Below are 25,243 nucleotides of genomic sequence, written 5' to 3' on the forward strand. Positions count from 1 at the left end.
CCGACCGCTAGCGAAGGCAGGCGTCCAATCCCTGCCGCCGTACCACGCCGACGTGGCGGGCGATGACGTTGCCGTGGCGCCGGACGAAGCCGCGGGGTGCGACGGCCTCACGCTTCTTCGGCAGCGGCAATACGGCGGCGATCCTTGCCGCTTCGGTGGGCGACAGCTTGTCTGCCGAATGGTTGAAGTAACGGATGGCACCGGCTTCCACGCCATAGGTGCCGATGCCGGTCTCGGCGACGTTGAGATACATTTCCATGATGCGGCGCTTGCCCCAGATCGCCTCGATCAGGACGGTAAACCACGCCTCGAACGCCTTGCGAACATACCCGCCACCTTGGATCAGGAATACGTTCTTGGCGGTCTGCTGACTGATGGTGGAGCCGCCGCGGATGCGCCTGCCCTTGGCGTTGCTATAGGCAGCGCCTGCGATCGCCCCGAAATCGAAACCGTGGTGGGAGCAGAATTTCGCATCCTCACCAGCGATCGCCGCGCGCGCCATGTCCGGGTCGATTCGGTCAAGGGCGCGCCATTCCTTGGTGATTGCGTGCCCACCCAAGAGGTCGCCGACCATGGTAAAGGTGATCGGCGGCGGAACGAAGCGCAGCACGGCGACGAGCAGCACCGACAGGCCCACGAACCAGAGCGCGGCCTTGAGCAAAAATCTGAGTAACGTTGCGGCCATGGCGTGCTGCTAGGCCCGAAAGCGGCGGAAGATCAATGGGCCGGCGCCGCAGCGACGGCAGTGTTCGTCACCTCACGAAATACCGCCGCATAGCGCTCCGCCATGTCGATCGGCGTGAGTGGTTGGGGTAGCGCCGCCTGAAGCCTGGAGTGCAGCGCCTCGTCCGCTGCGAAAGCGATCCGATCCGCGAGATCGGCGGGATCGTTGCGCGCGAAGTGCAGGCCCGTTTCCCCATCGACGACCTTCTCGGCCATGCCGCCGATGCCGGTACAGATCACCGGGCGGCGCGCGCGATACGCTTCCTGGATGACGACCGGCGAATTTTCCCACCATGTGCTTGGCATCACAACATAGTCGCAGTCGGCCATCAGCGAGGTGACGGAGCCGTTATCGTACGGGCCGAGGTACGATAGGAAGGCGTATTCCTCCACTGCCGCCTGGAAACGCTCCACGAATGCGTGCGGTTGGCCGACAAACGTACCGTGAACGGCGATGCGGAGGCGAGATGCCAGCGAAGGATCGCGCGCCAGAATTGCGCAGGCGTCGAGCAGGACATCCACGCCCTTGAACGGATTGATCTGCCCGAAATAGCCGAAGCGCCAGATATCACGCTGGTGTCGCCGATCGGGCATCGCTGCACCTGTTGCCACGCCGTTCTCGATCACGGTGAAGCGCTCGGTCGAAAAGCCCTGTTCGATCATCCGATCCGCGAGGAAACGACTGGGAGAGATGAAGGCCGCGACAGTATCAAGCGCGCCAGCGACATGTTGTTGACGGATCGCGAACTGCTGCCTGCTATGGTCGGGATAGCATTTCTGGCACTTCGTGGGTGACGGCCCGGCGCATAGCATCTGCGACGGCCGGGTCACAAGTTGGCCGTGATTATGACAGACCGCGAGATATTCGTGGTAGGTGAAGGCCACCCGAATGCCGGCAGCCGCCACATCCGCCAGCGCGCCGACACCAATGTGCAGGAAGTGATGCGCGTTCAGTACGGATACGTTCTGCGCTTGCAGCAGGAGCACAAGCGACATCCGCACGTCCGGCGGCGCAATGTGGTAGAAATGATCGTAGAACTCGCTTCGCACCGGCAACGCAAATTCATCGGCGCCAAGGCTGATCTGATCGAGCCGCGCCTCTTCGCAGGCGGCGACGAAGATTGCGTCATGACCCAATGTTCGCAGGCCGCGGAACAGCGCATAAGCGGCGATCTCCGCGCCGCCGGAGGTGAGCGACGGGTGCGTATGGCTGTAGATGGCGATCCGGCCCAAGCCATCGTTGCTCCGGTTGCTTCCGCTATCCGTGAACACGTCGGATCGCCTCGTTGATCTTGCGCGTGAACGGCGTGACAGGTGAGGGGTGCAGGAGCGATGCCGCACCCTTGATGACGGGCGCAGAGCCGTGTTGCGGTGGCAATCGGATGCCGCCGATCTGCGGCACTGCCGCTCCGCTGATCCGCCGCCACTGCGACAGATCGGCCACGAACGCGTCAAGATCGGGCACAGGCGAGGGGCCGCCCGCGGGATCTTCGATTTCGAACAGCGCCAGGCTTTCCGTTTCGTCGGCGAAGGCTTGCCACCCCGCCTTGGTCAACGAGACATGGCTTGCGATCCAGCCGATCCGTTCCGCCGAAAGCGTTTTAGCGACTGCATCGATCGCATCGGACGTCGGTGCTGCGGTCAGCGTGAAGAACAGGCTGCACGGCCGTGTGGATGATCGTTGCAGCTGCGCGAACAGGGTTAGCACCAAACCGCGATGGTCGTCCGACCGGGCGATGAACGCGATGCCCCAGCCCTCCGACAGGGCTGCTGCGTGGCTATTTACCCGATCGAACAACAGGAAGATGTCTGCCGCTGTCGACGGGACAGCTAGCAGGATTGCGGCACGGGAGGGATGACCGTGATGCTGGACCAGCTCACGAGCGTGCGCCTGGACGGCGCGCGCGGCGTGATAGGCAAGATCGGGAAAGAAGTCCTCCTGCTCCACGGCGCGATAGAAGCGTGAAAGCGACTCGATGGGGGCGGTCTTGCCCAGGAGGCGAACGGCGAACGGAGGAATCGTTGCCGTGCTGCTGGTACCATCGCTCCAGCCGATCGTCAGCGCCAGCCGATCGAGCCCCGCTGGATCAAACGGATAGCGGAACAACGAAACGTAGCCGGCGGTCTGCAAGGCTTGATCGACATTCGGGAAGATGCCTGCAAGGTCGGGTCGGTTGAACCGACCCTGGCTTGGTACATCGGCGTCAATCACCTGGTCGCCGACTTCCAGGCCGAAGCTGACTGGCTGCTTACTCGGGCTGAGTGCCCATCCGTTCACGAAAACGCCGAACCCCGGGAGCACCGCTGCTTCGTCCACTTGCACTCGCTCAGCCACCGGTTGCGCTTCAATCGACAGGCGGTTGTCGGCGAACAGCGCCAGCATGGCCGCGCGATGTTTGCCCGTCGATCGGCCCAACGTATCGCGAATGACCGGCAGGATCGCTGCGGCATCTGACAATGGCCGGTTACGAATGGATTCGAGGTGCAGTCCGCTGCCGTCGGCCAGCACGATCTGCGGCGGCAGGTCGGGATCAAGCTGCCACTCGGACAGCATCACTGCGACGAACGCCTTGGCTCCGGCGGCAAGGTCGGCGCGCGGGGCCACGCTGAAGGCGATACCGGCGGGGCAACGCGCCGTATCGACGACAACTACCGATCGGTCCGCCACGCCATCGTCGATCATCCAGCCGACGAGCCAGGTTCGCCCTGTGCGACTGGTCCAGGCTCCCTCGAGATAGCCGATCCGCAGGTCGGGTCCGCCTGCCTGAATGTTATTAGCCTTCGGACTGGCCGCATCGCGGTGCTGTTCCAGCGTCGCACGCAAGCGCGTCTCGTCGTTACGTTGAAACGTAGCCTCTTTTCGCACCATCTCCAGGGTCAATGGCGGAACCTGCAGCCCTAGCCGCCCGGCGCCTGCAACGCGGACACTAAGGTCACCCGTATATCCACGTGCAGCAGCATCGGTGATCGCGCTCACCGCGTCGTCATCGAACCTGAAGCCTGGTCGGCATGCCACATCGATCGTGGAGCAGACATCCGGACGATCAAGACCGGTGTGGGTTTGCGCCAGGCGGAGGGTGCCCGCCCAGAGTTCGACACTGACGACGCGTTGTGGCTCGGCGGGATCCAGCGCCCAGCCGTACACGCCTTCTGTTTCATGCAGTTGTTCAACAACGCCGCGCATCAAATCCCCGATCTCGATCGACGCTGCAGCCTTCTAGTGGCCCGACATCCCGTTTATACAAACAGAACGGCAGCAGCGGTTTTGTCAACCGCGGTTTGCCAGGGACAAGACGCGGGCGACTGATCGAGGTGCCGGCGATAGCATGACTGTTCCGCGCCGTGCAGGCAGCGGCCTGATCCCGCAGACGGCAGCGACTGCGGTGTTTGCGCCAGTGTATGGTTGTATGTCACGACGTATTTGCGCGATTGAAGTGGTCGGGGAAAGAGGATTCGAACCTCCGGCCCCTGCGTCCCGAACACAGTGCTCTACCAGGCTGAGCTATTCCCCGACCAGATGCCGACCGGTTGGAGCCGGTGGCAGGCGGCGGGTTATATCAGCGAAATTTTGTGCAGCAAGGGGCTAATCGTGCGATTTTCCGGTTGCGGGAAAGTGGCGGTGATCGGGTGGGTGAAGGTGGCGCTTTGGCATTGGCGTGCTTGGTGCTAACGCGCGCGGCACTCACTCAAGCTGGCAGAATTTCGTGGCGACCGAGCTTTCCAAGATCCGTAACTTCTCGATCATTGCCCATATCGACCATGGCAAGTCGACGCTGGCCGACCGGCTGATCCAACGCACGGGGGGCCTCTCCGAGCGGGAGATGTCGGCGCAAGTGCTTGATAACATGGAGATTGAAAAGGAGCGCGGGATCACCATCAAGGCGCAGACAGTGCGCCTGGAGTGGAAGGGCCATGTCCTCAATCTGATGGACACGCCGGGGCACGTGGATTTCGCTTACGAAGTGTCGCGCAGCCTGGCCGCGTGCGAGGGTGCGTTGCTGGTGGTGGACGCGGCGCAGGGCGTGGAGGCGCAGACGCTCGCCAACGTGTACCAGTCGATCGAGCATGACCATGAGATCGTGCCCGTCATCAACAAGATCGACCTGCCCGCGGCCGAACCGGAAAAGGTGAAGGCCGAGATCGAGGAAGTGATCGGGCTGGACGCGAGCGGCGCGGTGCTGGCGAGCGCCAAATCGGGCATCGGGATCGAGGAGATCCTGGACGCGGTGGTCGAGCGGATCCCGGCGCCCAAGGGTGACGCGACCGCGCCGCTGAAGGCGATGCTGGTCGACAGCTGGTACGACCCGTATCTGGGCGTCGTCATCCTGGTGCGGGTGATCGACGGGACGCTGAAGAAGGGCCAGCAGGTGACCTTCATGCAGGCGGGCACGCAGCATCTGGTGGACCGCGTGGGATGTTTCCGCCCCAAGATCGAGCAACTGGCGGACCTGGGGCCGGGCGAGATCGGCTTCATCACGGCGCAGATCAAGGACGTGGCGCAGGCGCGCGTCGGCGACACGCTGACCGATGCGAAGCGGCCCGCGGCCGAGGCGCTGCCGGGGTTCAAGGAAGTGCAGCCGGTGGTGTTCTGCGGGCTGTTCCCGGTCGACGCCAACGATTTCGAGAAACTGCGCGAATCGATCAGCAAGCTGCGGCTGAACGACGCATCGTTCAGTTTCGAGATGGAGACGAGCGCGGCGCTGGGCTTCGGCTTCCGCTGCGGCTTCCTGGGGCTGCTCCACCTGGAGATCATCCAGGAGCGGCTGACGCGCGAATACGATCTGGACCTGATCACCACCGCGCCGAGCGTGGTGTACGAGATCGAGCTGACGCATGACGGCGGCATGATCGAGCTGCACAACCCGGCCGACATGCCCGATCCCAACAAGATCGCGATGATCAGCGAGCCGTGGATCGAGGCGACGATCTACGTCCCCGACGAATATCTCGGCTCCATCCTGAAGCTGTGCCAGGACCGCCGCGGCATCCAGAAGAACCTGACGTATGTCGGCGGGCGCGCGCAGGTGACGTACGAATTGCCGCTCAATGAAGTGGTGTTCGATTTCTATGACCGGCTGAAGAGCATCAGCCGCGGCTATGCCAGTTTCGACTATCACCAGATCGGCTATCGCGAGGGCGACCTGGTCAAGATGAGCATCCTGGTGAACAACGAGCCGGTCGATGCGCTGAGCATGATCGTCCACCGCGGCACCGCGGAGACGCGCGGGCGCGGCATGTGCGAGCGGCTGAAGGACCTGATCCCGCGCCACATGTTCAAGATCCCGATCCAGGCGGCGATCGGCGGCAAGGTGATCGCGCGCGAGACGATCGCGGCGCTGCGCAAGGACGTGACCGCGAAATGCTATGGCGGCGACGCGACGCGCAAGCGCAAGCTGCTGGAGAAGCAGAAGGAAGGCAAGAAGCGCATGCGGGAATATGGCTCAGTGAGCATCCCGCAAGAGGCGTTCATTGCTGCTCTTAGAATGGGGGATGACGCCTGAGGATAGGCGGGCGGTACGAGCACTCTCCCCAAAGCTTAAGGCGCTAGTGCTGTCACGGCAGGAGCAGGGCGTGTCATCGGCGTAGTGGCGGCAGGGCGTCGCGCTCCGATCAGCTCAAGAGCATCCGCCGCGATCACTCGCAAACCGTCGGGGTCGACGCCTCTCTTCACCAACACTATGGCGTCGTCACCGTGGTGCTTGTCGCACGTCGCGTCGTTGCAGTTGTCGAGTCGGCTTAGGTCTCGGTGGCACGGATGAGAGTCGCCTTCGTCGGCGATGTCCTTCACGATGCCGCCGAGGTTCCGGTCGTGCGCAAAGTAGGCCGTGTAGGAGCGCCGGTAATGGGTCTCTAGAACTTGGCGGACCTTGAGCACGACGTTATCGGCGGACCCCTGACGGTGGTCGACGTAAGCCACAATCTCCTCAATCATCTTGGCGTGTCCTGCTCGACACAGCTTGTCGAGGTCGACCGCAGAAACGGAGGACCACTCATCGCCGCCGTCGAAGTCAATCTGGAACGCAGCGCATGGGACGCCCACACAGCGTCGCTCGACCTCGCGCAGTAGGAACTCGTCATGAGACAGCACAATAACTTGGAGGCACCGGCCGCACAGGTCCTTGATTGCGTTCACCGTCTCCCGGCGCCGGTGGCTGTCGTGGCTGCTCAGGGGGTCGTCTACGACGAGCGTCTTGCAGTGTAGCGAGTTGTCGCTGTCGAGCTTGGCGAGAAAGAAGGCGAGCGCGAGCGTCGTCTTGTCACCCGCCGAGAGCGTGTTCCTGAACGTCGGGATCGCGTCGGCCGGGCGACCTCGGCCGCGAGAGACAGCCTCTCCCTTGATCAGCAGACCATAGTCGGCCTGCCCAGCGTTACCCTGCATGCTATTCGTGATCTTGGATATGGTGAAGCTGGCGCCGAACCGCCCTAGGTAGTGGTTCACGGTCTGATGGTAGTGCGCAGCCGAGTCCTCGTTCGCCTTTTTGAGCGCCTTCTGTATCTTGGTGCGGGTGTGACGTGCCCGCTCGTCGCGCCTCTTGGCTCGATAAAAAGCGTCGACCCGGCTCTGAACGCCGGGCTCGTGCCGAGCCATGCGCTTCTTCACGTTGTCGCGGGCGAGGGTGGCGGCTGTCTCGGACGTGGGAGCAGCGGCAACCGCCTTCTTGGTGCCCTCGTTGATGGCGGCTACCGCGGCGTTGTACGAGTCGAGGAGCTCCCGCGCGGCGCCAAGGGAGCGCCCAACTGCGGCAAGCTCGTCTATTGCCTCGATCACATCGAGCGGCGATGACCGCTTCCGATCTATCAAGCCCCTAGCACCCTTGTGGGCCGCCGCGATGTGGATCCCGAGCTCGGACACGTCAGTGAGATCCGTGCCTAGCTCGACATATTCGGCCCATTTTGCCGCTCGTTCGGCATTCTTGGCGACGCTGCCGATCAATTCCGTCCGGGCGTCCTCACCAAGGCTGTCCTCCAACTCGATCGAGGCGGTCGTGATGGTGCCGAGATGAGCCCGGTACGTCTCGCCGAAAATCTGCCCGTATAGGGTGACCATACCTTTGGCGTCGACGTCGTCGCGGCCGCAAAAAGGACAAGCGTCGTCGTGAATATGGTCGACGCCGTAGCTGATCCACGCCTCACCCGTTTTGTCTAGGCCGAAGTGCTTAAAGTGTTCAAGGAGGCGGCGGCGCGCAGATGCGTCAATGTCCGCGACAGTGCTGGCGAGCACGGCAGGGAAGCCGGTGGGCAAGTTGGGCAATGGCACTGCCTCCAGCGCCTGGAGGGCGGCGATCTTATCCGCCTGTTGGACTGCCTTAAGAGCGCGCTCGGTGGCGTCGAGCCGCTTCGCATAGTCCGGGTTGGGGCCGAGCGCGAAAAATTCCTCCTTGCTCATGTCGGAGGGGACGTCATCAGCGAGCGCGACCTCGGCCTCCTTCAGCGCCGTCGCGCAGCTCTTCGCGATGGCGTTGAAATTCTCAAGATGCTTCGCCAGTCGAACACCATCAGCACCGATGATGATCGAAAAAAGACCGCGGTCGTGGGCGAGCTCAATCAGCTCCCCAGCGTAAACGTTGTCGGTGATGAACGCTGTGTCGAATACTTCAACCGGCGCGCTCCTCGTGTTCCAGCGGCCGTTATTGAAAGTAATATTCCCTGCCGTAGATATCAGGGCGACCTTGGGTGCCGCCCCGCCGTTCCCGAGCGACTGGCGACCCAGTACCGTCGCCGCCTCGCCGTCGCGAGCCGCTCGAAGTACCGACGTCAGTGTAGACTTACCCCGCCCATTGCGTCCGTAGAACAACGTGAGCTTTGCGAGCTTCGGCGCATTTGGCGTGTCGAAGGCTTTGAGTAGACCGACATTCCTGATCACGATCTTGCTGAGCATAGATCGAGAGGCTGACTCGAAAAAGCAGTTGTGTCAAAGTCCTAACCGGGGTGTGCGGCTAAGCCGGATTCTTTGGCGTCGCATACAGGGCTACATCTCCGATTCCTTCAATCCCAGTTATTGATCGGGGCCGCTTCCGCGACGGTTGCTAAGCTTCGCTTAGCGCCCTGAAGCGGCCTTGAACGCCGCCCACTTTTCCTCGCTCGCTGACGCCTCCCACACCGCCTGCGACGCCGCGATGCGCCGCTGCGCCTCGGCGCGCGCGTGCTGGCGTTCCCGCGCCGTGCCCCCCTGCTGGTTCATGTTCGTGTACGGCAGGAACTCGCGCAGGTCGATCGGCGGGCGGGGTGGCTCGCCGGCGGCTTCCCAGATCTTGCGGCGCATGTCGTCGAGGATGCGGGTGAGCGGGCCGCAGTTGATCTGGCGGGTGTACATGTTCTCCTCGCCGTTCTCGATGGTGTGCATGTCGATGATGTCCATGCGGTGGCCGCAGCCTTCGAGGATCAGCTCGAAGAAGTTGAGCTGGCGCAGGTAGAAATCGGCGGCGGCCCAATCGCCGGCGAGGCGCTCGCGGCGCTCGGCCTGCACCTTGATCTGATAGGTGCGCATGAGGTGGACAAGGAATTCCTCGTTGCTCTGCTTGGCGGCCTCCGCCTCGGCGAAGGCGCGGCGTGCGGCGGTTTCCTCGCGCTCGCGGCAGACGGGGCATTGCTGCGCCGCCTCGCGCGCGATCGTCTCGGCGTGCTTGGTACCGGGGGCGAGCGCGGGGGTGTTGTAGCGATCGGGCTGGTGGTGCTTCAGCATGAACATCAGCAGGCGATCATTGTACCAGCGGCGCTCGCCGACCTGCTCGCCCTTGTGGAAGACGGGGATGGGTACGCCCTCCACCGCGCGCTCCATGGCGATATCGGTGAGGCGCTGGACGCCGCTGGCGAGCGCGGCCTCCCAGGCGGCGCGGAAGCTGTCGGCGCCGGGGTGCAGGCGCATCTGGTACGCGCCCTCCGTGGTCTTGCCGATGCGGCGGGCGGCGGCCTTTACCGATCCGGTCTCGGCAAGCGCGCGGATGAAGCCGCGCTGCCGCTCCGCCGTCCAGCCATCGTGGCGGGCGCGGCGGGGGACGGGGGTGAAGGCGAGCGGGTCGGCGTTGCGCTCGGCCTCGCGCTCGGGCGGGGGAAGGGCTGGCTGCATGGCGCGGAACGTAGCGCGAACATGCAGGTGTAGGACATCCCCGGTGGTGGGAGGTGCGGGAGGGCGGGTCAGCCCTCCAGCGAGACCTCCGCGCCCATGAGGCGGGGGAAGAAGCCCTCATGCGCAGTGCGCAGCGCGTCGAGCGTGACGACGTCGTCGCGGTTCGGCCGCTCGAAGATCAGGCGCTTGCCGCCGGTGCGGCCCATCGGCTCCGCCTCGACCCCGGCCTCGAGCGCGGCCTGGAGGAAATCGGCCAGCGCGTGATCGTGGACGGTGACGATGTAGACGCCCTGATCCTCGCCGAAGAAGGAATGCGCGCAGTCGAACGGCTGCTTGCGGTCGATCATCGCGCCGATGTTGCCGGCGAGCGCCATTTCGGCGAGCGTGACGGCGATGCCGCCATCGGAGACGTCGTGCACGGCGGAGAGCTGGCCGAGGTCGATCGCGTTGCGGATGAGATCGCCGGTGGCCTTTTCCTGTGCGAGGTCGACGCGGGGCGGGGGGCCTTCCTCACGGCCGTGGACTTCGCGCAGCCAGAGCGACTGGCCGAGATCGCCGCGGCGGGTGCCGACCGCGAGGATGACGTCGCCCGCGCCCTTGAAGGCGATGGTGGTGGACTTGTTCCAGTCCGCCATCAGGCCGACGCCGCCGATCGCGGGGGTGGGGAGGATCGCGCTGCCGCCGCCGGTCGCCTTCGACTCATTGTAGAGCGAGACGTTGCCGGAGACGATCGGATAGTCGAGCGCGCGGCAGGCCTGCGCCATGCCATCGAGGCAGCCGACGATCTGCCCCATGATCTCCGGCCGTTGCGGATTGGCGAAGTTGAGGCAGTTGGTGATGGCGAGCGGCTTCGCGCCGACTGCGGTCAGGTTGCGCCAGGTTTCGGCAACCGCCTGCTTACCCCCCTCGATCGGATCGGCGTAGCAATAGCGCGGGGTGCAATCGGTGGTGATCGCCAGCGCCTTGTCGGTGCCGTGGACGCGCACCACCGCGGCGTCGCCGCCGGGGCGCTGCACCGTGTCGGCGCCGACCATGTGGTCGTACTGCTCCCAGATCCAGCGACGCGATGCGATGTCCGGCGAGCCCATCAGCGTGACGAGATCGGCGGCGATGTCCTTGCACTCGGGCACATTGACCAGCGCCTTGGCGGGCGGGGTGGGGACGTGCGGGCGATCGTAGAGCGGGGCATCGTCGGCGAGCGGGGCGAGCGGGATGTCGCACACGGTGTCGCCCTTCCACTTCAGCACCATGCGGCCCGTGTCGGTGACATGGCCGATGACCGCGAAGTCGAGTTCCCACTTGCGGAATATCGCTTCCGCGAAGGCCTCGCGGCCCGGCTTCAGCACCATCAGCATGCGCTCCTGCGATTCGGAGAGCATCATTTCGTAGGGCGTCATGCCGGTTTCGCGCTGCGGCACGTCGTCCATGATCAGCTCGATGCCGACGCCGCCCTTGGACGCCATCTCGACACTGGAGGAGGTAAGGCCGGCGGCGCCCATGTCCTGGATCGCGACGATCGCGTCGGAGGCCATGAGTTCGAGGCAGGCCTCGATCAGCAGCTTTTCGGTGAAGGGATCGCCGACCTGCACCGTCGGGCGCTTCTCCTCGGCATCCTCGCCAAAGTCGGCCGAAGCCATGGTAGCACCGTGAATGCCGTCGCGGCCGGTCTTGGAGCCGACATAGACGATCGGATTGCCGATGCCCGACGCCGCCGAATAGAAGATCTTGTCCTGATCCGCGACGCCGACCGTCATGGCGTTGACGAGGATGTTGCCGTCATAGGCGGGGTGGAAGTTCACCTCGCCGCCAACGGTGGGTACGCCGACGCAATTCCCATAGCCGCCGATGCCGTGGACCACGCCCGAGATGAGGTGGCGCATCTTGGGGTGATCGGGCCGGCCGAAGCGCAGCGCGTTCATGTTCGCGACCGGGCGCGCGCCCATCGTGAACACGTCGCGCAGGATGCCGCCGACGCCCGTCGCCGCGCCCTGATACGGCTCGATGTACGAGGGGTGGTTGTGCGATTCCATCTTGAAGATGGCGGCCTGACCATCGCCGATGTCGATGACGCCGGCATTCTCGCCGGGGCCGCAGATCACCCAGGGCGCTTCCGTGGGCAGCTTCTTCAGGTGGATTCGCGAGGATTTGTAGGAGCAATGCTCCGACCACATCACCGAGAAGATGCCGAGTTCGACGAGATTGGGCTCGCGGCCGAGCGCGTTGAGCACGCGATCGTATTCCTCGGGGGACAGGCCGTGTTCGGCGACGACTTCAGGCGTGATGGCGGTCATGCGCGCGCGATAGCGTTGGTGGCGGCCGGTGTCACCACACCGACCGCTCTGTCGTCGATCAAAGAACGAAGGCGAGCGCAGACGGATCGGCCATGTCGAGCAGCAGGATGCCGAAATCGGCGACCTTGTCGCCGTCGACATCGGCGGTGATCATCGTGCTGCCGTTGATCACCGTCGCGCGGAGTTCGCCCGCGGTGCCGCTGAACGCGGCCGCACCGACGAAGGTAAACGCCTGATCGCCATCGAGCGTGGCATCGGCATCGATCGACGCGAGGCGGATGGTGTCGCCGGCTGCAAAGTCGAGAATGCGGTCGGCGGTGGCGATCGTCGTGCCGCTGTCGAGCAGATTGTCGAAATCGAACACGTCATCGCCCGCGCCGCCGGTCAGGCGATCGCGGCCGGCGCCGCCGTTGATCCAATCCGCGCCGGCGCCGCCGACGATCACGTCGTCGCCTGCGCCGCCCCAGACCGACGCGCCGACGCTGCCGGTATCGCGATAGACATCGTTACCGTCGCCGAGCAGCACCTGCCCCGTGATCGTGCCGGCGTTGCGCACCACGTCGTCGCCGCCCCCCAGATCAAGCGCGATCGTGGCCGCGGTCGCGATCGTGCCGCGGTTCACCACCGTGTCGTTGAACGTGCCGATGAAGCGCACGCCATAGCCGAGGTCGGCGGAGATGGTGCCGTCGTTCACAACCAGAGTTTCGGCATAAGCGCCGTTGCGATCGCCGTCGTCGATCAGGATGCCGTTGCTCTGACCGTAGATCACGCCGCCTACGAGATTGTTGATGACGCCGCCGCCGGCCGCCACGCCGTCAGCGAAATTCTCGACCAGGTCCGCACCGACGCCCTCGATCGTGCCACTGTTGCGGATAAGGACGAGGTAATCGACGTCGACACCGTCGCCATCGCCATCACCGAAGCCGTCGTAGCGGCCGCTGATAAGGCCATTGTTGATGACGGTGACATAGCCATCGTTATCGGCGGCGGTGGTATCGTAATTGATGCCCGAGCCGTTGCGGCCGATGATCACGCCGCCCTCGGCGTTGCTGATCCGCGCCTCGTTCGCGCCGGTGATGCCGTGCTTGCCGCCCTCGATATGGCCGGTCGCGAGGTTCACCACCGCGCCGGCGACTCCGCCCTTTTTGGGCTGGAAATCGATCGCGTCGCCGCCGGAGGATCCGCCCTCCAGCGTACCGGCGAGGATCGTGCCGCCGTTGATCACGGTGATCGCGGTCTTCGCGTCGTGGCCGGGGCGAAGGACGTCCGAATCGCCGTTGTTGGTGATCAGGCCGCCTTCGAGATTGCGGACGGTGATCGTGCTGGCGCGCAGGTTGCGCATCGCCACTGCATGATCGTCTCCGCCGGTGATCGTGCCATAGTTGGTGAACAGCACGTCGCCAGTGGTGCCGTCAGTGGACGACAACTCAACCGCGACCGCATCGCCCGAGATGCTGCCGCGATTGGTGAAGCGCAGGTTGAGCATCCCGGAGAAGGTGCCGACGACCGCGGGATCACTGCCGCCGGCGACAGAGACGATGCCATCGTTGCGGAAAATGGCGTCGCCGCCGGTGATCCGGACGGCCGTGCCGCCATCGGTGCGCGCGATCGCGCCGCCGATGCGGATCCACAAGGCATCTCCAGCACCGACGATCGTTTCCGAGCCAATCGTTTCGCCGTCGCGAACCCTGATGCGTGCCATGCCTTTTCTCCTTCCGAGCGCGGGTGCGCGCCGTTGCGGAGCGACTAGGCATCAGGCGTGACGGTCAGGCGACGCGGCGATGACGCTTTCGTTTCAGGCGATCGATCAGTCGCCGCCGCTTGGCGAACGGCTCGAACATCTCGTCCGGGCCCTCGGGATCGAGAACCTTGTTGTCAGCGAGCCATTCCTCGACGCCGTTCAGATCGGGCACGTCATAGGGCACCAGTGTCTTGCCCGTGCCGCGCAGGGATTCGATCGCACCGATGAGGCCGTGTTCGGCAATCGTTTTCGTGACGACGTCGGGCTCGACGGCAAGGTGCTCGGCGATCAGATCGTCGCGGATCGCGGCGATCCGGGCGCTCTCGTCAGGGCTGCCCTGTTCGATCGTCACGTCGCACTCGGTGTCAAGACGCAGCGAACGGTTGTTGAAATTGGAGGAGCCGATGCGGATCACGTCGTCGTCGATCACCAGCACCTTGGCGTGCACATAGATCGACGTGCCGCCGGCGGTGTAGGGGTGATACATGCGCAGCCGATCATACGTGTCGCGCTGCTTGAGTGCCTGGAAAATGCGGGCGCGCGCCGTGTCCATGGCGATCGGCTCGAGCCAGCCCTGCGCCGTCACCGGATTGATGATGACGATCTCGGGGCCGTCCGGCTCGTCCAGCCGACGCGCGATCGCCTCCGCGACGCGGCGCGAGGCAAAATACTGGCTTTCGGCATAGATGTGCCGCTTCGCGCGGGCGATCAGCGCGAGATACAGATGCTCGATCTCGCGCACAGGTTGCTGGTTGTCATGCTCCGGCTGCGAGCGCGAGATGGCGACATCGATGTCGGTGAAGTCAGGCTCCAGATCGGTCGGCCAGCAGTCGCTGCGCGCATCGGGCGGGGCGATCGGGTCGCCGCCCGCGATTTCCCAACGCGCCCGGCACAGCTTGCCCAAAGCGGCAGCGACCGGCCCCTGCAACGCGGTGGTGGCATCGTGCCAGGGCTTGTTCTTCCATCCGCTGGGCGATTTGCGGTGCGGATCGTCATCGTTGTGCGCGCGCGTGTCCCAGCGCTCGTCCGTCATGTCGATGCCGCCGCAAAAGGCGAAGCAATCGTCGATGACCACGATCTTTTGATGCTGCGATGCGCCGATCGGATGATGACCATCGAGCAGCAGATGGATCCGCTTGCGCAAAAACCGCCATTTGGTGAGCGTCAGCAGCGTGCGGCCGCGAAACAGCGTCTTGAACGCGCCCTTGTCCCAGCGAAGGATATAGACGTTGAGGTCGGGGCGGCGATCGACCAGCCAGGAAATGAACTCGCCCACTTCGGTCGGGACGCCGGGTGGCTCGTTCTTCCAGGCCAGGCGAATGCGGGCGTCAAAGTCCCAGCCGACGAGCAGGATCTGCTTTTCGGCCTTCATCATCGCCTGACGGGCGAGGCCGAAGTAGGAATCGGCGTCGATCACCACGCTTGCGCGGTTCGCGCGCTCGATGCGCCAGCGGGCTTTTTCGGGCAGCTTCACAGGATGGAGCGGACGCGTTCGGGCGGGCGGGCCAGCACGACGCCCTTATCGGTTTCGACCAGCGGGCGCTCGATCGTGGCGGGGTCGGCGGCCATGGTGTCGAGCGCCTCGTCGTCGGTCGAGACGCGAGGCGCGTCCTTGCGCAGGGCATCGCGCGGGGCGAGACCGGCGCGGGCGTAGAGCCGGGCCAGCTCGTCGCGGGTGGGCGGCGTGTCGAGATAGCGGATGATCGTCACCTCGGCGCCGGCTTCTTCAAGCAGCGCGAGCGCCTCGCGCGACTTGGAACAACGCGGGTTGTGCCAGATGGTAGCCTTCAATGTCGCGCCCCTTGTTGGTGTTCGGCTGCCCTTTGCACCGGATCGTGAAGGCACAACGTCCAGATCGTTCTGCCTTTCCGATCGGACCGGCGCCCGATCGCCAGTTTCCCCTGTTCGGGAAGGCACGGCGATCGGGTTCCGCTACAAGGTCGAGAGGCAGGTTGTCGTCACTCCTGACGCGCCAGCCACTCCTCCAGCCACTTGATCGTGTAATCGCCCTGCTGAAATTCGGGATCGTCCAGCAATGCTTGGTGCAGCGGAATGGTGGTCTTCATCCCCTCGATCACGAATTCCTCCAGTGCGCGGCGCAGACGACGCAGCGCCCCCTGGCGGGTGGTGCCATAGACGATCAGCTTGGCGATCATGCTGTCGTAATAGGGCGGCACCTTGTAGCCGGCGTAAAGCCCCGAATCGACGCGCACGTGCATGCCGCCGGGCGCGTGATATTGCTTCACGAGACCGGGCGAGGGCGCGAAGGTGCGCGGATCCTCGGCATTGATGCGGCATTCGATGGCGTGGCCGCGGAAGACGACGTCTTCCTGGCGCAGCGTCAGGGGATGGCCTTCGGCGATGCGGATCTGTTCGCGGACGAGATCAAGGCCGGTGATCGCCTCCGTCACCGGATGCTCCACCTGAAGCCGGGTGTTCATCTCGATGAAGTAGAACTCGCCGTCTTCCCACAGGAACTCGATCGTGCCGGCGCCGCGATAGCCCATGTCGGCCATCGCCTTGGCAACGATGCCGCCCATCCGCTCGCGCTCTTCGGGCGTGATGATCGGGGAGGGTGCCTCCTCCAGCACCTTCTGGTGGCGGCGCTGGAGCGAGCAATCGCGCTCGCCCAAGTGGATGGCATTGCCGTTGCCATCGCCGAACACCTGGAATTCGATGTGCCGCGGATTGCCGAGGTACTTTTCCATGTAGACGGTGGCGTCGCCGAATGCGGCCTTCGCCTCGCTGCCGGCCTGCGCCATCAGCGTGTCCATCTCATCCTCGCTCGGCACCACCTTCATGCCGCGCCCGCCGCCACCCGACGCGGCCTTGATCAGCACGGGATAGCCGATGTCGCGCGCGAGGCGCTTGGCCTCCGCCGAATCGGTCAGTGCGCCGTCCGAGCCTGGCACGAGCGGCAGGCCGAGCGCGCCGGCGGTGCGCTTTGCCTCCACCTTGTCGCCCATGGTGCGGATATGCTCGGGCTTCGGGCCGACGAAGATCAGCCCGTGCGCCTCGACGATCTCGGCGAACTTGGCGTTCTCGCTGAGGAAGCCGTAGCCCGGGTGGATCGCGTCGGCGCCGGACACCTCGGCGGCGGAGATGATGTTGGCGATGTTGAGGTAGCTCTCGGTCGCCGACGGCGGGCCGATGCAGATCGCCTGGTCCGCGAGGCGCACGTGCATCGCATCGGCATCGGCGGTGGAATGCACCGCCACCGTCTTGATGCCCATCTCGTGGCAGGCGCGGTGGATCCGCAGCGCGATCTCGCCGCGATTGGCGATCAGGAGCTTCTTGATCTCGGGCATGTTACTCGACGACCACCAGCGGCTGGTCGAACTCGACCGGCTGGCCGTTCTCGATCAGCACCGCCTTCACCGTGCCGGCGCTGGGCGCGGTGATCGGGTTCATGACCTTCATCGCCTCGACGATCAGCAGCGTGTCGCCGGCCTGCACCTGCTTGCCCACGATGGCGAACGGCGCCGCACCCGGCTCGGCAGAAAGATAAGCGGTGCCGACCATCGGCGAGCGTACGGCGTTGGCGTGCGACGTTTCGGCCGCCGGCTGCTCGCTCGGCAGCGATGCCACCGCGGTGGGCGCCGACGCGGCCGGCGCTGGCGGCGGGGGGGCGTGATAGACGGCCGGCGCGGCAGCCGCCGCGGCCTTACGCGCCACGCGGATGCGGCGATCGCCGTCCTCAACCTCGATTTCGGTGAGCTGCGTCGTATCGAGCAGCTCGGCGAGCTGGCGGACGAGATCGACGTCGACCTTCATCGCTCCGTTTTCCTTTTCGGCCATGTGTGACCCTTTCCCTGTAACAGGGCGCGCGCTGTGTCAGAACCGCGCCGCCGCTTCAAGCGCGAGCAGGTACGACAGCGCGCCGAACCCGGCGATAGTTCCACGTGCGGCACGACCAACATAGGAGATATGGCGAAATTCTTCGCGGGTGTGCGGGTTGGAAAGGTGCACCTCGATCACCGGGGTGCGGACGGCCTTGATCGCGTCGTGCAGCGCGATTGAGGTATGGGTGAAGGCACCCGCATTCAGGATCGCCGCCTTGGCGCCCTCCGCCTGCGCCTCGTGCAGCCAATCGACCAGATGCCCTTCGTGGTTGGACTGGCGCATGTCGATCTCGTGCCCCAGTTCGCGGGCGCGGTCCTCCAGCTGGCCGGCGATATCGTCCAGCGTGTCGTGGCCGTAGATCTCCGGCTCGCGCGTGCCGAGCAGGTTAAGGTTCGGGCCGTTCAGGACATAGATGAGGGACAAGGCGGGCTCCTTCCTTGAACGGCCTGTGCGCCAAGCCTAGGTGGATGGCAAATCTTGCCGGCTCGCCAAAGGATATCATGCCCCACACCGACGGAACCGTATCGATCACCGTGAACGGCGCGCATCGCCGGGTCGCCGCCGGGCTGACGCTGGCGCAGCTCGCGACCGAACTTGGGCTGGTGCCCGAGAAGGTGGCGGTGGAACGCAACCTTGAGGTGGTGCCGCGCTCCACGCTGGCCGACGTCAAGGTCGAGGATGGCGACGACCTGGAGATCGTGCACTTCGTCGGCGGCGGCGATCATGCGGGCGCGGTGGATGCCGATACCTGGTCGGTGGCGGGCAAGACGTTCCGGTCGCGCCTGATCGTCGGCACGGGCAAGTACAAGGACTTTGCGCAGAATGCCGCCGCGCTGGAAGCATCGGGGGCGGAGATCGTCACGGTCGCGGTGCGCCGCGTCAACGTTTCCGATCCGAACGCACCGATGCTGACGGACTTCATCGATCCGAAGCGGTTCACCTATCTGCCCAACACCGCCGGCTGCTTCACCGCGGACGAGGCGATCCGCACGCTGCGGCTGGCGCGCGAAGCGGGCGGCTGGGATCTCGTGAAGCTGGAGGTGCTGGGCGAGGCGCGTACGCTCTATCCAGACATGCGCGAGACGCTGAAGGCGACCGAGGTCCTGGTGAAGGAGGGCTTCAAGCCGATGGTCTATTGCGTCGACGATCCGATCGCCGCGAAGCAGCTGGAAGAGGCCGGCGCGGTGGCGATCATGCCGCTGGGGGCGCCGATCGGATCGGGGCTGGGCATCCAGAACCGCGTCACGATCCGGCTGATCGTGGAAGGCGCCAAGGTGCCGGTGCTGGTCGACGCCGGCGTCGGCACGGCGAGCGATGCGACGGTGGCGATGGAGCTCGGCTGCGACGGCATCTTGATGAACACCGCGATCGCCGAGGCGAAGGAGCCGGTAATGATGGCGGCGGCGATGAAGGCGGCGGTGGAGGCGGGGCGCCTGTCGTATCGCGCCGGGCGGATGGGCATTCGTCGCTATGCCGATCCTTCGTCGCCGCTGGCGGGGCTTATCTGAGAAAACACGGCGGGGTGCCTGTCCCTGCCCCGTTTGTGCTGAGCCTGTCGAAGCACGTGCCGCGGGCGCCGCGCCTGGTCACCCGCACTTCGACAAGGTCAGTGCGAACGAGCCGGGAGCGCTCCGCTCAGCTCCGCTCGCCGCTCGGCTTCCAGGTGACGACGCGATACACATAGGCGAGCACGATCAGCACCGTCGTTCCGACCGCGAAGGGGCCGACATAGCGATCAAGCTGATCAAAATGCGAGCCGAGCAACAGTCCCGCCGCTGCCAGCATCGTGTTCCAAATCGCGCTGCCGACGAAGGTGAACAAGAGGAACTTCCACAGCGGCATCTTCGCCATGCCCGCCGGCAGCGAGATCACGGTGCGGAACGTCGGCAGAAAGCGGAACACGAAGATCACCCAGTGACCGTGCTTGTGGAAGAAGTGGTCGAGCCGGACCACATCATCCCAGTCCATCGTCAGCCAGCGCTGGTGCCGCTCCACGAAGGGGCGGAATCGCGCCACGCCCATGCGGCGGCCGATCTCGTACCAGAACAGGTTTCCCACGGTGGTGCCGGCGGTGCCCCACAGGATCAGCGGCACCAATGCCATGTGGCCTCGCGCCACCGCCATGCCGCCGAGGCCCATGATGACTTCCGACGGGATCGGCGGAATGACATTCTCCAGCGCCATCAGCAGGAAAATCCCGAGATACCCGCCGCGGGCGATCCATTCGATGATGAAGTCGGTCATGCACTCTCGAAGGGCGGTTTCGGAACAACGCCCTTCAACAGGCTCAGGGCGAACGGTTCAGTGGCTGCGACTCCACCTTCGTTCGTGCTGAGCCTGTCGAAGCACGTGCCGTGGAAGCGAACAAACCTGGCTTAACGTTCCGCGATGCGCCGCTCGATGGCATCCCAGATCATCCCGGCGACATCGGTGCCGTCGAACCGCTCGATCGCGACGATGCCGGTTGGCGAGGTGACGTTGATCTCCGTCAGCCATTCGCCGGCGATCACGTCGATGCCGACGAAGATCAGCCCGCGCCGCTTCAACTCGGGGCCGAGCGCGTCGCAGATCTCGCGTTCGCGCGGGGTGAGCTCGGTCTTTTCCGCCGAGCCGCCGACCGCGAGATTGCTGCGGAATTCGCCTTCTCCGGGCAGGCGGTTGATTGCGCCGGCGACTTCGCCGTCGACCAGCACGATGCGCTTGTCCCCCTTGGCCACGCCCGGGAGGAACGCCTGCACCATGTGCGGCTCGCGCCAGGTCTGGTTGAAGACCTCCATCAGCGCGGACAGGTTCTCGCCCTCAGCACCGACGCGGAAGATTGCCTTGCCGCCGTTGCCGTGCAGCGGCTTCACTACGATCGCGCCGTGCTGCTTCAGGAAGGCGCGCGCCTCGTCGAGCGAGCGAGTGACGAGGGTGGGGGGCATGAAGCGCGCATAATCGAGGACGAACACCTTTTCTGGCGCGTTGCGCACGCTGGCCGGATCGTTGACCGCCAGCGTCCGGTCGGCGATCCGCTCCAGCAGGTGTGTGGCGGTGATATAGCCCAAGTCGAACGGCGGATCCTGCCGCATCAGCACCACGTCCGCTTCTGCACCCAGATCGAGGCTGACCGGATCGCCGGCGGTGAAATGGTCTCCGACGACGCGCTGCACGGTGACGGGCCGCGCCTGCGTCCACAGGCGGCCGTCCGACCAGTTCAGATCCTCCGCGCGATAATGGAACAGCCGATGGCCGCGCTTTTGCGCCGACAGCATCAGCGCGAAGCTAGAGTCGCCGGCAATGTTGATCGATTCGAGCGGGTCCATCTGGACGGCGACGGTCAGGGCCAAGTGTTCCTCCACACAAAGGTGCGTGGCGGGAGGTAGGCGCGGGCAGCGCGATTGTCACCCGATCCAGGCATTCTCGATGTGGCGCGGCGGCGTGCCGGGGGCGAGCAGGATCACGTCGACACGAATGTCCTCGCCAGCGGTGGCATAGCGGCTCATCAGATATTCGGCGGCGGCGGCGACGCGGGCGAGCCGGCGCTGATCGATGGCGAAATCGAGCTCGGCCGCGGCGGCGCGGGTCTTCACTTCGACAAAGGCGACAAGGTTGCCCTTGCGCGCCACCAGATCGACCTCGCCGACGGGCGTGCGGACACGGTGATCGAGGATCGACCAGCCCTTCAGCCGCAGCCACCAGGCCGCGAGCCGCTCGCCGCGACGACCGGTGGCCTCCGCGACGCGGCGCGTGGCGGTGCTGCGCTGGGGATGGGGGCGGGGCATGGGGCCACTGTGCCCGCTACAGCATGGCGCGCAAGGGGCTGGCGCTCGGCGCGGCTCAGCCGAGCAGGCGACCGCCGCCCAGGACCGATTCGACCAGCGGATCACGGGCGAGCGACGGGGTTGCGCGGATGGTTGCCTCCTCGCGCCCGATCGCGCGCCACAAGCCGCGGGCGGCCTGCTGCGTCACGGCGCGCTGGATGCCTGAGACGTTGATGCCGGTCGCAGCGCCCAGCACGGGGCCGAGGATCGAATTGCCGTCGAACTGCCGCAGCGCGCCGCCGATCTCGGGCAGCATGGCATCGATGATGCGATCACCGATCGAGCGTTCGAGATAGGTCGTCGCCGCGGTCGGGCCGCCGCGCACGATGCCGAGCGCATCGGCAAAGGTTAGCGAGCGGATCGAATCGAAGATCACCGGCGCGGCACGATTCGCGGCCTCGCCCGCCGCCCGGTTGATCAGCAGCGATAGTTGCTGTTGCACGGGCGCGGAACGGATGAGGGCGCCGAGCACCGCCGCCGAGCGATCGTCCGGTGCCGAGGGGAAGCTGAGCCGCGCCTCGGGATCGTTGAGAAAGCCGTTGTCGGCCACCAGCCGGGTCAGCGCGCGTTCGCTGGAAATGGCGAGCAGACGGCGCAGCGCCTCGGTGACGCCGCCGCCAAGGCCGGTGGTGGCGCAGGCGGGCAAGAACAGCAGCGGCACGGCAATGCCGGCGCCGAGCAGCAGTGATCTGCGAGAATGGTTGTTCATGCGATGCGTCTCCTGTTCCACGGCGAGCGCCCGTGCGGGGCCCCGGTGTAACGCGGGCTGAACAAGCGTGCTCCCGCCCGGACGATCGATTGTTGGTAGTGCTTTTCCGCCACCTAAGGCGCTGCGTGGTGCGCATCCCTGGCCTTCGCGAGATAAGGGGTGACATCGACGTCGCTGTACCCGTGCATCGATCGTGCGAAGTGTCGCAGCCAGGCGGCATGGCCGGCGCCATATACCACCACGACGCGGTCGCCCGGCCGGGTGATCTGGGCGAGCTTGGCGAAGATCCTGATGTTTCGGGCGTACCAGCGCGCGTTGAGGTGCGCGCCGGCAAGATCCTCGCCAGTCGCGATCGGGATGAGGCGGTCGTACATCTGCTGCCCGCCGGGAAAATCCGGGCCGTTCATTTCCATCAGGAGGTCGGCGATGGAGCGATGGCGCTGCGAGGCGCTGAAACGCTTTGCCCAGGCGGCAACATCAGCGTCGCCCGTGTCGAGAATCGCCGATTGGCCGGACGCGGCGGCCGCAGCACGCACGCGGTCCATCGGAAAATAATCCTCCTCGCCCTCCTTGGCCTGCACGTCGATGCCCTGAACGGCGGCCAGCCCGATCCGATCGGCCAGCCGAAAGCCGATCTGGACGATCTCGTTGGGATCCTGGCGCAAGTCACGACGGGTGAACTGCGTGAAGGCGGGTACCTGATAATCGGGGGCAGGTGCTTCCATCTCCACCATGACATGCGTGGGGCGGAAGGTGGCGAGCGTGGCGACAAGGTCTTCCAGCTCCTGCTGGCGCTGCGGCGTGAGCACCGATTCGGCGTCGATATTGTGCTGGTCGAGCCCGGGATTGTGGAAGTGATAGGTGCCCAGCACCATCACCTCGACCGGAGGGGTGGCGGGCGGCGTCTGGGCATGGGCCGTGGTGCCGATGCTGGCGAAGACCAGCGATAACCAGGTGATGATGCGCCGCATTGTTGATCCTCTCACCATGTCGCCTTTTCAGGCGCTCACGTCTCTTTCAGCTTCAGGGCAAGGGCGTAGAGTGCCTTGCGATCAACGCCCAGTCGTTTGGCCACCTCGCCGGCGGCCTTGGCGGCGGGGAGGCGGGTGAGGGCTTCGGCCAGCGCGGCGTCGGCATCCTCCGCGCTGGCGGGTGGTGCTTCGCCGGGCGGGGCGACGACGATCACGATCTCGCCCTTGGGCGGCGTATCGGCGTAGCGCGTGGCGAGTGCCGGCAACGTGCCGGTGACGGCCTCCTCGAACTTTTTGGTGATTTCACGCGTGACGGCGGCGTCGCGGCTGCCGAGCTGCTCGGCGAGCGCCGCGAGGGTGGCGCCGAGGCGCGGGCCGCTTTCGTACAGGATAAGGGTCGCGCGAATGGCGCCGAGCTCCGCGATCGTCTCGGCTCGGGCCTTGGCCTTGCTTGGTAGAAAGCCGGCGAACAGGAAGCGGTCGGTCGGCAGACCGGCGAGCGTCAGCGCGGCGACGGCGGCGCAGGGGCCTGGGATCGTCACCACCGCATGACCCGCGGCGCGCGCATCACGCACCAATTTGTAGCCGGGATCGGAGATGAGCGGGGTGCCGGCATCCGAGACCAGAGCGATCGCCTCCGTCGCGAGCCGCGCGATCAGCTGCGGGCGCACATGGTCGGCGTTGTGATCGTGATAGGGGGTCATCGGGCGCTTCACGCCGATGTGCCGCAGTAACCCAATTGTAACACGAGTGTCTTCTGCCGCGACTAGGTCGGCGCGAGACAGGATGTCGGCGGCACGTGGAGACAAGTCCCCGAGATTGCCGATCGGGGTTGCGACGATGTACAGGCCGGGGCTTAGTTTTTCCACGAGGAGTGTCATGGCAGAGGCCGCAACCGTATCGCAACGGGCGAACATCATCGTCCGTGGGTTTGTCGCCGTCACGGCGCTGCTCGTTTCCGCCTGCTCCACCGTGGTGCCGCGCGGGCCGACCGTGCCCACCGGGCCGACCAAGGCGCCGCCACCGGTCGCCCGGCCGGACGTGGGCGTGGAGGCCGGGATCCCGCGCGATACCGCGCGCAATCGCGTGGCGTTGCTCGTGCCGCTGTCGGGCACCAATGCGGGCGTGGGCAAAAGCCTGGCGAACGCGACGATGCTGGCGCTGCTCGATACCAAGAACGAGCAGGTGCGGATCACCAACTACGATACCGCGACCGGTGCGGCGGCGGCGGCACAGCGCGCTGTGGCCGATGGCGCGCAGCTGATTCTCGGCCCTTTGCTGTCCGAAGACGTGCGCGCCGTGGCCCCGATCGCGCGGCGCGCGGGGGTGCCGGTGCTGGCCTTTTCCAACGACACCAGCGTCGCCGGCGATGGCGTGTATCTGATGGGCTATACGCCGTCGCAATCGATCGAGCGGGTCGTCGAGTTCGCGCGCAGCCGCGGCGTGACCAATTTCGGCGGGCTGGTGCCCAACGCTTTGTACGGCACGCGGGCGTCGACGACGTTTCTGCGCGCGGTGGAATCGGCCGGTGGCCGGGTTGTCGCGCTGCAGACCTATGATCGCACGGCCAGCGATGTGAGCGACGCGGTGAACCGCATGGCCAAGGACGCGCCGTTCGATGCGGTGCTGATCGCCGATTCGGCCGGCACCGCCGCGACGGCCGTGCCGCTGCTGCGCCGCATGAGCCCCAATGCCAAGGTGCTGGGCACCGAATTGTGGAACAGCGACAATGGGGTCAGCGCTCGTCCGGCGCTTAACGGCGCCTGGTTTGCGAGCGTTTCCAATGGCCTGTACCGGCAATTTGCCGCCAAGTATCGCGCGCGGTTCGGCTCCGCGCCCTATCGGCTGTCCAGCCTTGGCTATGATGCGGTGCTGCTGACGGCCCGGATTTCGCGCGACTGGAAGGTCGGCGCGGCATTTCCCGAAACGCGCCTGCGTTCGGGCGAAGGCTATGCCGGGATCGACGGGCCGTTCCGCTTCGGTCGCGACGGCGTGGCGGAGCGCGCGCTTGAGGTGCAGGAAATCCGCAACGGCAGCACCACGGTTGTTTCACCAGCGCCCGCCAATTTCGGGCGCTGACGCCTTTTACCTTTCC

At 65.6% G+C, this 25,243-nt stretch carries 22 protein-coding genes and 1 tRNA gene; 4 read left to right on the top strand and 19 right to left on the bottom strand.

From position 1 onward, the window contains the following. Positions 1 to 7: 7 nt before the first annotated feature. Positions 8 to 685: a monofunctional biosynthetic peptidoglycan transglycosylase gene (gene mtgA, locus SPDO_RS02910; protein ID WP_088365907.1), complete on the bottom strand. Its 678-nt coding sequence runs from the start codon at positions 683 to 685 to the stop codon at positions 8 to 10. A gap of 32 nt (positions 686 to 717) precedes the next feature. Next, the gene (locus tag SPDO_RS02915) at positions 718 to 1,860 is read right to left on the bottom strand and encodes a glycosyltransferase (protein ID WP_245829151.1); all 1,143 of its coding nucleotides are present in this window, start codon (positions 1,858 to 1,860) and stop codon (positions 718 to 720) included. Between SPDO_RS02915 and SPDO_RS17095 the strand changes: the two genes are divergently transcribed. Beyond that, complete coding sequence (locus SPDO_RS17095; RefSeq protein ID WP_143559565.1) at positions 1,750 to 2,013, top strand: hypothetical protein; 264 nt, start codon at positions 1,750 to 1,752, stop codon at positions 2,011 to 2,013. The two genes, SPDO_RS02915 and SPDO_RS17095, sit on opposite strands and share 111 nt — an antisense overlap. On the opposite strand, the gene SPDO_RS16610 is transcribed toward SPDO_RS17095, so the two are convergent. Then, positions 1,982 to 3,907: a hypothetical protein gene (locus SPDO_RS16610; RefSeq protein WP_143559566.1), complete on the bottom strand. Its 1,926-nt coding sequence runs from the start codon at positions 3,905 to 3,907 to the stop codon at positions 1,982 to 1,984. The two genes, SPDO_RS17095 and SPDO_RS16610, sit on opposite strands and share 32 nt — an antisense overlap. A gap of 251 nt (positions 3,908 to 4,158) precedes the next feature. After that, positions 4,159 to 4,235, bottom strand: a tRNA-Pro gene (locus tag SPDO_RS02920). 192 nt (positions 4,236 to 4,427) lie between these two features. On the opposite strand from SPDO_RS02920, the gene lepA reads away from it, so the two are divergent. After that, positions 4,428 to 6,224, top strand: a complete 1,797-nt coding sequence (gene lepA / locus SPDO_RS02925) for a translation elongation factor 4 (protein ID WP_088366349.1) — start codon at positions 4,428 to 4,430, stop codon at positions 6,222 to 6,224. 35 nt (positions 6,225 to 6,259) lie between these two features. Here the strand turns inward: lepA and SPDO_RS02930 are convergent, their stop codons facing one another. From SPDO_RS02930 to aroQ, 9 genes are all read right to left on the bottom strand, one after another. Next, positions 6,260 to 8,602, bottom strand: coding sequence for an AAA family ATPase (locus tag SPDO_RS02930; protein ID WP_088365909.1), 2,343 nt, complete (start codon positions 8,600 to 8,602; stop codon positions 6,260 to 6,262). A gap of 159 nt (positions 8,603 to 8,761) precedes the next feature. Then, a complete protein-coding gene (locus SPDO_RS02935) occupies positions 8,762 to 9,790 on the bottom strand; it encodes a hypothetical protein (protein ID WP_088365910.1) in 1,029 nt (342 codons plus the stop codon). Between the two features lie 68 nt (positions 9,791 to 9,858). Then, positions 9,859 to 12,081 (bottom strand): phosphoribosylformylglycinamidine synthase subunit PurL, encoded by a 2,223-nt coding sequence (gene purL, locus SPDO_RS02940; RefSeq protein WP_088365911.1) that lies wholly within the window; start codon positions 12,079 to 12,081, stop codon positions 9,859 to 9,861. A 58-nt stretch (positions 12,082 to 12,139) separates the two neighbouring features. Continuing rightward, positions 12,140 to 13,783: a calcium-binding protein gene (locus SPDO_RS02945; RefSeq protein WP_088365912.1), complete on the bottom strand. Its 1,644-nt coding sequence runs from the start codon at positions 13,781 to 13,783 to the stop codon at positions 12,140 to 12,142. Between the two features lie 64 nt (positions 13,784 to 13,847). Then, on the bottom strand, positions 13,848 to 15,296 hold the full coding sequence (locus SPDO_RS02950) for a phospholipase D-like domain-containing protein (protein WP_245829032.1): 1,449 nt from the start codon (positions 15,294 to 15,296) through the stop codon (positions 13,848 to 13,850). Then, positions 15,293 to 15,613 (bottom strand): arsenate reductase family protein, encoded by a 321-nt coding sequence (locus SPDO_RS02955; protein ID WP_088365913.1) that lies wholly within the window; start codon positions 15,611 to 15,613, stop codon positions 15,293 to 15,295. Before SPDO_RS02955 ends, SPDO_RS02950 begins: the two co-directional genes overlap by 4 nt. A gap of 167 nt (positions 15,614 to 15,780) precedes the next feature. Then, positions 15,781 to 17,130 carry an acetyl-CoA carboxylase biotin carboxylase subunit gene (gene accC, locus SPDO_RS02960; RefSeq protein ID WP_088365914.1) on the bottom strand — a complete coding sequence of 450 codons (1,350 nt, stop codon included), beginning with the start codon at positions 17,128 to 17,130 and terminating at the stop codon, positions 15,781 to 15,783. A gap of 1 nt (position 17,131) precedes the next feature. After that, positions 17,132 to 17,620, bottom strand: a complete 489-nt coding sequence (gene accB / locus SPDO_RS02965; RefSeq protein WP_088365915.1) for an acetyl-CoA carboxylase biotin carboxyl carrier protein — start codon at positions 17,618 to 17,620, stop codon at positions 17,132 to 17,134. Between the two features lie 36 nt (positions 17,621 to 17,656). Beyond that, positions 17,657 to 18,088 carry a type II 3-dehydroquinate dehydratase gene (gene aroQ, locus SPDO_RS02970; protein WP_088365916.1) on the bottom strand — a complete coding sequence of 144 codons (432 nt, stop codon included), beginning with the start codon at positions 18,086 to 18,088 and terminating at the stop codon, positions 17,657 to 17,659. Between the two features lie 77 nt (positions 18,089 to 18,165). On the opposite strand from aroQ, the gene thiS reads away from it, so the two are divergent. Further along, positions 18,166 to 19,173, top strand: a complete 1,008-nt coding sequence (gene thiS / locus SPDO_RS02975) for a sulfur carrier protein ThiS (RefSeq protein WP_088366351.1) — start codon at positions 18,166 to 18,168, stop codon at positions 19,171 to 19,173. Positions 19,174 to 19,300: 127 nt separating this feature from the next. Here thiS and SPDO_RS02980 read toward each other — a convergent pair whose 3' ends face one another. The 6 genes from SPDO_RS02980 to rsmI all read right to left on the bottom strand — a co-directional run bounded on the left by SPDO_RS02980 (position 19,301) and on the right by rsmI (position 24,029). Continuing rightward, positions 19,301 to 19,909 carry a DedA family protein gene (locus SPDO_RS02980; protein ID WP_088365917.1) on the bottom strand — a complete coding sequence of 203 codons (609 nt, stop codon included), beginning with the start codon at positions 19,907 to 19,909 and terminating at the stop codon, positions 19,301 to 19,303. A gap of 131 nt (positions 19,910 to 20,040) precedes the next feature. Further along, entirely contained in the window at positions 20,041 to 20,994 is a 954-nt protein-coding gene (gene gshB / locus SPDO_RS02985) for a glutathione synthase (RefSeq protein ID WP_088365918.1), read from the bottom strand. Positions 20,995 to 21,048: 54 nt separating this feature from the next. Then, positions 21,049 to 21,429 carry a YraN family protein gene (locus SPDO_RS02990; RefSeq protein WP_088365919.1) on the bottom strand — a complete coding sequence of 127 codons (381 nt, stop codon included), beginning with the start codon at positions 21,427 to 21,429 and terminating at the stop codon, positions 21,049 to 21,051. A gap of 55 nt (positions 21,430 to 21,484) precedes the next feature. Beyond that, the gene (locus SPDO_RS02995) at positions 21,485 to 22,177 is read right to left on the bottom strand and encodes a DUF4197 domain-containing protein (RefSeq protein ID WP_088365920.1); all 693 of its coding nucleotides are present in this window, start codon (positions 22,175 to 22,177) and stop codon (positions 21,485 to 21,487) included. A gap of 113 nt (positions 22,178 to 22,290) precedes the next feature. Next, a complete protein-coding gene (locus tag SPDO_RS03000; RefSeq protein WP_088365921.1) occupies positions 22,291 to 23,148 on the bottom strand; it encodes a DUF5694 domain-containing protein in 858 nt (285 codons plus the stop codon). 35 nt (positions 23,149 to 23,183) lie between these two features. After that, positions 23,184 to 24,029 carry a 16S rRNA (cytidine(1402)-2'-O)-methyltransferase gene (gene rsmI / locus SPDO_RS03005; protein ID WP_088365922.1) on the bottom strand — a complete coding sequence of 282 codons (846 nt, stop codon included), beginning with the start codon at positions 24,027 to 24,029 and terminating at the stop codon, positions 23,184 to 23,186. Between rsmI and SPDO_RS03010 the strand changes: the two genes are divergently transcribed. Continuing rightward, entirely contained in the window at positions 24,028 to 25,227 is a 1,200-nt protein-coding gene (locus SPDO_RS03010; RefSeq protein WP_088365923.1) for a penicillin-binding protein activator, read from the top strand. The genes rsmI and SPDO_RS03010 overlap by 2 nt on opposite strands. Positions 25,228 to 25,243: the final 16 nt, after the last annotated feature.

The sequence above is a fragment of the Sphingomonas dokdonensis genome, assembly GCF_002197685.1.
Lineage (GTDB): Bacteria > Pseudomonadota > Alphaproteobacteria > Sphingomonadales > Sphingomonadaceae > Sphingomonas > Sphingomonas dokdonensis.

Coding starts and splice junctions, on each gene's coding strand:
- accB (WP_088365915.1), bottom strand. CDS start 17,620: ATGGCCGAAAAGGAAAACGGAGCGATGAAGGTCGACGTCGATCTCGTC.
- SPDO_RS02945 (WP_088365912.1), bottom strand. CDS start 13,783: ATGGCACGCATCAGGGTTCGCGACGGCGAAACGATTGGCTCGGAAACG.
- accC (WP_088365914.1), bottom strand. CDS start 17,130: ATGCCCGAGATCAAGAAGCTCCTGATCGCCAATCGCGGCGAGATCGCG.
- rsmI (WP_088365922.1), bottom strand. CDS start 24,029: ATGACACTCCTCGTGGAAAAACTAAGCCCCGGCCTGTACATCGTCGCA.
- SPDO_RS16610 (WP_143559566.1), bottom strand. CDS start 3,907: ATGCGCGGCGTTGTTGAACAACTGCATGAAACAGAAGGCGTGTACGGC.
- mtgA (WP_088365907.1), bottom strand. CDS start 685: ATGGCCGCAACGTTACTCAGATTTTTGCTCAAGGCCGCGCTCTGGTTC.
- thiS (WP_088366351.1), top strand. CDS start 18,166: ATGCCCCACACCGACGGAACCGTATCGATCACCGTGAACGGCGCGCAT.
- SPDO_RS02935 (WP_088365910.1), bottom strand. CDS start 9,790: ATGCAGCCAGCCCTTCCCCCGCCCGAGCGCGAGGCCGAGCGCAACGCC.
- purL (WP_088365911.1), bottom strand. CDS start 12,081: ATGACCGCCATCACGCCTGAAGTCGTCGCCGAACACGGCCTGTCCCCC.
- SPDO_RS17095 (WP_143559565.1), top strand. CDS start 1,750: ATGATCGTAGAACTCGCTTCGCACCGGCAACGCAAATTCATCGGCGCC.
- SPDO_RS03000 (WP_088365921.1), bottom strand. CDS start 23,148: ATGCGGCGCATCATCACCTGGTTATCGCTGGTCTTCGCCAGCATCGGC.
- SPDO_RS02995 (WP_088365920.1), bottom strand. CDS start 22,177: ATGAACAACCATTCTCGCAGATCACTGCTGCTCGGCGCCGGCATTGCC.
- SPDO_RS02930 (WP_088365909.1), bottom strand. CDS start 8,602: ATGCTCAGCAAGATCGTGATCAGGAATGTCGGTCTACTCAAAGCCTTC.
- SPDO_RS02980 (WP_088365917.1), bottom strand. CDS start 19,909: ATGACCGACTTCATCATCGAATGGATCGCCCGCGGCGGGTATCTCGGG.
- SPDO_RS02990 (WP_088365919.1), bottom strand. CDS start 21,429: ATGCCCCGCCCCCATCCCCAGCGCAGCACCGCCACGCGCCGCGTCGCG.
- SPDO_RS03010 (WP_088365923.1), top strand. CDS start 24,028: ATGGCAGAGGCCGCAACCGTATCGCAACGGGCGAACATCATCGTCCGT.